Source organism: Pedobacter sp. 10L46_2 (genome assembly GCF_056395165.1).
This window is the reverse complement of sequence record NZ_JBFTIZ010000278.1, coordinates 1-6,724: the sequence shown is the minus strand read 5'-3', so window position 1 is coordinate 6,724 and position 6,724 is coordinate 1. Positions and strand designations below refer to the sequence as shown.

Below are 6,724 nucleotides of genomic sequence, written 5' to 3'. Positions count from 1 at the left end.
CTATTGAATTGACATAACCAGGAGATCTCTCCTATCGTCGAGATGACGGGGAGGGTGCAGTATGAAAAGACATTGTTTTATACGAAAAAAGCCTGATCAGGATTTATGATACAGGCTCTTTTTTGATTGAAAGAGGATTATTAAAGAACTTTTACATTCTGAGCCTCCGGGCCTTTTTTTCCGTCGTTCAATTCGAATTCTACACTGTCACCTTCATTTAGCTCTCTGAATGAATCTCCTGCTATTGCAGAAAAATGTACGAAAATATCTTTTCCTCCATCTTCTGGAGTTATAAATCCAAATCCTTTTGCAGAATTAAACCATTTAACTTTTCCTGTTGTACGCATAGTATTAATGTTATTTCGATGTGAAAGTAATCAATTGAATATTAAAATCAAAATGTTGCATTTGGAGTTGCTTTGTTGAATTTTTGAAACTTAAAAGTTCAACTTTTGTTATATGTAATGACTTAAATGAACTTTTATGGCTGCTAAAATGAAAAAGAAGGCTGATCTGAAACTGAAGAAAAATAATTTGGATGATGATAATTTAGGATTGGATGCTGACCATTCGTCGGACCCACCATCATTAATGACAAGATTAGACGACGATAATGACCGGATTTCAGGAAATAGGGACGGAGAAAATGATGCTGAGGAAAATTATAGTAGCGTAGTTTACAGTCCGTTAGATGATAAATAACGTTTTTGGCACCATTTTCTCTAGATATGGGTAGTAAACTAAATTTTATAGTCATGAAATATTTATTTTCAATAGTAATAGCAGGGACAATGTTATTATCGGCGTGCTCGAATAACAATGAAAAAGAACAAGCCCTAATTAAGCAACAGGCAATTGCCGCAGTAAAAGACAGCTTGAAACTAGATAGCTTTAAAAAAGCAGAAGTGAAGAAAAAAGAGGATGCAAAAATTGCTGCTCAGGTGAAAGAAGAAAAAAGAACTTTACTATTAGCTGAAAGAAATGAAGCTGCTTCTCAATCTTCCGGAAACCGAAATTATGAAGAGCCGGCTGCTTCCAAGAAAAAAGGATGGAGTGAAGCTGCTAAAGGTACTGCAATTGGTGCCGGAGCAGGAGCACTTGGCGGAGCGCTAATTGACAAGAAAAAAGGAAGAGGTGCCATTATTGGTGGTGTTGTTGGTGCGGGTGCAGGATATTTAATAGGAAGGGATAAAGACAGAAAATCTGGAAGAGTACAACCTAAAAATTAATACAGGTTAAGATTTTACTATCTTTTAAAAAAAACGGCTGTTATTTATATAACAGCCGTTTTTTTTTGTTTAAATTTTCGTGGTATTTATTTTTAATTAAGGACTGTGGAATATATTCTACAATAAGGGTGTTTTTGATTTAATTTATACTGTGTACACAAAAGTGTGTAATAAGTGTGAAACTTATATTTAGTGTGTATACAGCCGAAAAACACCAATAAAGGCTGATTTTACTGTGAAAAATTATTGCTGGCTTGATTTTTTCAATTAGGTAATTAAAAACAGTAAAAAAAATGAGGCTTAACATCGGTTTATTAGTATTAATTTTCATCTCTTTGAGCAGTTGCACAAAAAATTCGACATTTAGCAATCCTGAAATCGCTATAAGTAATGAAGGAATACTGAGAATTGAATGTGAGAACTGTGATGTGAACTATCACATTAATAACAAGGATTTTAATGTTAGTGTTTCTAACGGAAGTAATGATATCCCATTTTATTATACGAGTGACTTTAAATTAAAAACAGAAGTAGTATCAAACGAAGATCAAAATATAAGAGTACTGGTTATTGATTCTTTTGGACGTGTGGTTTCAAATGAATTGAACACAAGAGGAAAAGGGGAAGTTAGTAAAATGGAGTTTGCTATTAAAACAAAGTAATAAGGATTAAAGTGTAGAAATTGGAAAGTGATTGAGATAATTAACTAAAGATTTTAAGAAAGGAGACAAGATTATGGAAAGTAATACAACAAATAGAAAACAGATACTGGTTGTTGATGATGAGCTAAGTATTCTTAGACTATTAACATTTATATTGTCTGCCGACTATGATCTTGTGATTAAGAAGAGTGGTATAGAGGCAATAAGCTGGTTAGAGGAAGGGAATGATCCTAATTTAATTATATCTGATTTGATGATGCCTTATTTTGATGGCAGCACATTGATTAGAAATCTGAAAATTAGCGGCCTTTACAGAGATACTCCCGTTATTTTATTATCGGGTGCAGAAGATTTAGAAGATAAAGTGAAAAATATGCCTTTTAAAATAGATAGCTACCTTGAAAAACCATTTAATCCTGTTATTTTAAAATCGAAAATAGCGCAACTAATAAACTAAAATCAAATAACTGAAGCCAAACCAACTAAAATATGACATCCCCAACCATTGAATTTCATAAAGTAAGTGCCAAAATCGTGTATTTTGGTAAGCTACTGAAAGAAGTGATATCTGAAGAACTTGATGGCGATATCACTTACCTTGAAGATCCTGCTGATTTTAAAAGGTATTTAGACAATCAATCTTTTTTGAGCGTGCCTGATATTGTATTGATAGAGGTTGATGAAAACAATCAGTGTTTTGATCAGGTAAAATACATAAAAAAGAACCCTTTATTGCAAGGACTTATCATTGTATTGCTTGGTGTTAAAGAAGATAAAGCTTGGAGGAAAAAAGCACTGGAGCTGAAAGTTAACGACTACTATACTTATCCTTTTCCATATGAAGATTTCTGCGAACGCATGAACTTTTTGGTGAAGTTTAAGCTGATTAAGCCAAAGTTGATGGACATTGCCCAGCAAATGGAAGTGGAATATAAGATTCCAAGAACCAAAAGGGTATTTGACATAGTTGCATCGGGATTTGCTTTATTGTGCTTGCTGCCCTTGTTTGTAATTGTGGCAATACTGGTAAGACTTGAATCTAAAGGCAAAATTATATACAAGAGCAAAAGGGTTGGCGCCGGATATAAAATCTTTGATTTTTACAAGTTCAGATCTATGAGAAGCGATGCTGATAAAATGCTTGCATCGATGGCTAACCTTAACCAATATGCTAATTCTGAGGAGAATAAAGATAATAAATCGGCCTTTGTGAAATTTAAAAATGATCCTAGAATAACCAGGGTTGGATCGTTCTTAAGAAAAACAAGTATTGATGAGTTACCTCAGTTGATAAATGTGCTAATTGGCGATATGTCATTAGTAGGTAACAGACCGTTGCCATTGTATGAAGCTGAACAATTGACTACAAACGAATGGTCGACCAGATTCCTGGGCCCTGCCGGATTAACCGGATTATGGCAAATCAGTAAAAGAGGTCAGGATGATATGTCGGAACGTGAGCGTAAGGAGCTGGATAATTATTATGCTTCGAATTATTCGATTTTCCTTGATATGAAAATAATACTTAAAACTATACCTGCATTGATCCAAAAGGAGAATGTTTAAACCCTTCTATTTTTTTAAATCATCTAATATTAACAACAAAATATAAAATTAAATGAAAAATCTATCAAAATTCACTTTAATTGTCCTGATGTTTCTAAGTCTGGATAGTTTTTCACAAGAGTCAATAATTGGCGAAATTAAATATTCTGATCTTGAAAAGTACATTGATCTGGCGGTACAAAACTATCCCAGGTTAAAGATTACTGACATAAATGTTGAAAAAGCGAAAACAGACATTTCAATGAACGCAATATCATATCTTGACATATTTAATGCTTCATACTTTTACAGACCGAATAATAAGACAGCTATTGATGTAATTAACCCTTATGCGGTAAACGGTTTCCAATTTAGTGTTAATTTGAATCTTGGGAACTTCCTTCAAAAACCTTTAGCAGGAAAAAAAGCCAAGGCAGATTATAAAATTGCAAAACTAGAGGCAGAAGATTTCAGATTAACACTTGCCACAGAAGTAAAGAAAAGATATTATGCGTACATTCAACAAATTAACCAATTGAAAATTTATACCCAAAGTGTACAGGATAATCAAAACGTAGCCGACAATTTAAAAAACAAGTTTGAAAAGGGCGAAGTAGCTTTAGATACTTATAATCAATCGAGAATAAATCTTACAATTGCCAGTACCTCTAAAATTCAAACTGAAGTTAACTTGTTAAGTGCAAAAGATGCATTGGAAGAGATAATAGGAATGAAATTATCAGAGGTTAAATAAGATATATTTACATAGTTATAAATGGACATAAAAGCATTTTTACGACTTCTAGGCAAGTACAAATGGGTTTTGATATTAGTACCCTTAGTAATTGGAGTGATTACTTATTTTCTGGTAAAGAACCTTCCCAGACAATACAGTTCTGAGGCCCAGATTGCTACTGGTTTAATTGATCAATCTAAACAGGTGGTAGTTAACTCTAACCAGAATTCGGATATTTTTAAGATCAACCAGCAGTTTTCGAACATCATTGAGCGGATGAAAATGAGGCGGATCATGAGTATCCTTTCTTATAACCTGATACTTCATGATCTGGAAAGTCCGAAAGCTTCGTTCAGGCCTTACAGCAAACAGGTATCGGGATTGGGACAAGCCGGCATTGATGAAGTGGTAAGGCTTTACAGAGAACGTCTGCTGAACAAGCAGGTGATTACCATTAGTGATAACGCTGGTAAATACCCTCTGTATGACATCATCAGCTCTATGGGCTATGATAATGAAAGCATTAACAATAACTTAAAAGTATACCGCCCTGACAACAGTGATTTTGTAAACGTATACTATGTTTCGGAGAACCCGTTGTTATCTACATTCGTGGTGAACACGCTGTCGACTGATTTTATTAACAATTACGGTCAGGATGTTAATATGAACCAAAATAACTCTATCGAGCTTTTGGATTCATTGATGAAGAAAAAAGAGGCTGCCATGAACCAGAAGAATGCGGCTTTGAAATCGTTTAAGATGAAGAATGGTGTGCTAAACCTGGACAAGCAGTCGGAAATGGTTTATGCACAGATCTCACAAAATGAAGAACGTAAAGCGCAGGCGATAAGGGATATTCAGGCAAACCAGAGAGCGATAGCAGATATTGATGCGAGGCTAAGAGGAGAGATAGATAATGTAAGTTCGGGAAATTCTACAGCGGACAACAGGACGATCATAAATCTTAAAAACCAATTGAAATCTGCGAACAGTGCCTATATTGATGGTAATTTTAAAGCAGCAGATAAAAACAGAATAGATTCTTTGACCAGGTTGATAGACCGCGTAAGTTCAAAGATATCTGATGAGAATGTGACCAATCCGCAGGCTTCAAGACAAGGACTGATTGAAAGGAAATTAGCACATGGTTCCTTTTGATGCAGGGATTCAGAATTATGAACGTGATGCGGAAYTGGCTACCAAAGATTACATGAACTCTTTGGATACCTATAACCAAAACAGGACTGGGCAGAATGTTGCCTTGAAACTGCAATTGGCACAGTTAGGATTGCCTGGTTTACCTCTTGCCTCTAAAGGCATAGTATATATAGCGCTTTCTTACATAGCTAGTTTGTTCCTGTGCTTTACCTGGATTTTAACGATGTTCCTTTTGGACCGCAGTATAATGGATTCAAAACAACTTGCGCAGGCAACCCAGTCAGCGGTTTTAGGTTCGGTTCCATACCTGTCATATTCAGATATTAACATCAGGGAGTTATGGAAGAGCAAAGAGAATGATCCTGAGTTTTTATCTTTTAAAAACCTTTTACGGTCATTACGTTTTGAGATTTCTGACGCCTTGAAAAAGAACAATGCCAAAATATTGGGGATTACAAGTCTTGACAGCAATGAGGGCAAATCCTTTCTGTCGGGCAGTTTGGCCTATGGTTTTGCGATGATGGGAGAAAAAGTGCTGCTAATTGGCGGGGAGACAAAAAARGTRATRTCGGATTCAAAAGCGTTGGCYATAAACCAGGATTTTGAGACCTTTTTAGTGAAACGTGAAATTCAGACAGAAGAYCTGATTACAATTTTGAATAAGAATGATGCGAATTCWTCTTTACTGGAGAGCCAGAGTACCACAAGTTTAAGAAAAGGCTTTCAGGTTTTAAAAGACGAGTTTGATGTGATYATTATAGATGTWRACGGGCTTAAGGACATTAACAAAGCSAAAGAGTGGTTGCTTTTTACWGAGCTRAACTTAGCTGTTTTTGAATCTGGCAGATCTATATCTGATCCTCAAAAAGAGCTGTTGACATATATTAAGGGGCAACCTGGATTTATTGGTTGGGTTCTTAACAAAGTGAAATAATAACAACCTATGTACCAGTTTTTATCCTCATTATCACAAACATGGCGTACAATTATTTTGTCGGTTTTAGGGATATTGGTTGCTTTTGGAGTTAGTTTGATAACATATATTAATCCAATGGGCGCGGTGCTTTTGATTTTAGCGGCGTTGTTTGTTGTTTTTWTGATCTTTCTTTTTAAAGAACCTTATATAGGTCTATACGCCTTAACGGCTTATTGCTTTCTATTTGGGATCTTATCACGTGAGGTTGGTGGTATAGCCTATGGTATAGGAATAGAGGCTCTTTTGTTGCTGATTTGGGTAATTGTGATTATTCAGCACAAGCGATATGACTGGACGCGCTTAAATAATCCGCTTACCAAACTAATGCTGATGTGGTTTATCATTAGTGTAGTTGAAATTATAAACCCTGAAGGAGCCAGTGTGATAGGGTGGTTGCAGGAGATAAGAAGTACTG

At 35.3% G+C, this 6,724-nt stretch carries 9 protein-coding genes and 1 pseudogene; 9 read left to right on the top strand and 1 reads right to left on the bottom strand.

Annotated features, from left to right (window positions below; genetic code table 11):
* Positions 1-140: 140 nt before the first annotated feature.
* Complete coding sequence (locus tag AC1DDX_RS22245) at positions 141-347, bottom strand: cold-shock protein (RefSeq protein ID WP_108204027.1); 207 nt, start codon at positions 345-347, stop codon at positions 141-143.
* A gap of 136 nt (positions 348-483) precedes the next feature.
* On the opposite strand from AC1DDX_RS22245, the gene AC1DDX_RS22240 reads away from it, so the two are divergent.
* From AC1DDX_RS22240 to AC1DDX_RS22200, 9 genes and pseudogenes are all read left to right on the top strand, one after another.
* Positions 484-702, top strand: a complete 219-nt coding sequence (locus AC1DDX_RS22240) for a hypothetical protein (protein WP_337714843.1) — start codon at positions 484-486, stop codon at positions 700-702.
* Positions 703-755: 53 nt separating this feature from the next.
* Entirely contained in the window at positions 756-1,229 is a 474-nt protein-coding gene (locus tag AC1DDX_RS22235) for a YMGG-like glycine zipper-containing protein (protein WP_172663234.1), read from the top strand.
* A 293-nt stretch (positions 1,230-1,522) separates the two neighbouring features.
* Positions 1,523-1,891: a hypothetical protein gene (locus AC1DDX_RS22230; RefSeq protein ID WP_337714841.1), complete on the top strand. Its 369-nt coding sequence runs from the start codon at positions 1,523-1,525 to the stop codon at positions 1,889-1,891.
* A gap of 73 nt (positions 1,892-1,964) precedes the next feature.
* Positions 1,965-2,348: a response regulator gene (locus AC1DDX_RS22225; protein WP_337714839.1), complete on the top strand. Its 384-nt coding sequence runs from the start codon at positions 1,965-1,967 to the stop codon at positions 2,346-2,348.
* A gap of 32 nt (positions 2,349-2,380) precedes the next feature.
* Positions 2,381-3,457, top strand: a complete 1,077-nt coding sequence (locus AC1DDX_RS22220) for a sugar transferase (RefSeq protein WP_172663231.1) — start codon at positions 2,381-2,383, stop codon at positions 3,455-3,457.
* 52 nt (positions 3,458-3,509) lie between these two features.
* Positions 3,510-4,190 (top strand): TolC family protein, encoded by a 681-nt coding sequence (locus AC1DDX_RS22215; RefSeq protein WP_172663230.1) that lies wholly within the window; start codon positions 3,510-3,512, stop codon positions 4,188-4,190.
* A 21-nt stretch (positions 4,191-4,211) separates the two neighbouring features.
* A complete protein-coding gene (locus tag AC1DDX_RS22210) occupies positions 4,212-5,333 on the top strand; it encodes a Wzz/FepE/Etk N-terminal domain-containing protein (RefSeq protein ID WP_477622615.1) in 1,122 nt (373 codons plus the stop codon).
* Positions 5,320-6,267 carry a hypothetical protein gene (locus AC1DDX_RS22205; RefSeq protein ID WP_477622614.1) on the top strand — a complete coding sequence of 316 codons (948 nt, stop codon included), beginning with the start codon at positions 5,320-5,322 and terminating at the stop codon, positions 6,265-6,267. Before AC1DDX_RS22210 ends, AC1DDX_RS22205 begins: the two co-directional genes overlap by 14 nt.
* Positions 6,268-6,276: 9 nt before the next feature.
* Positions 6,277-6,724: pseudogene (locus tag AC1DDX_RS22200) on the top strand (hypothetical protein); the annotation flags it as partial.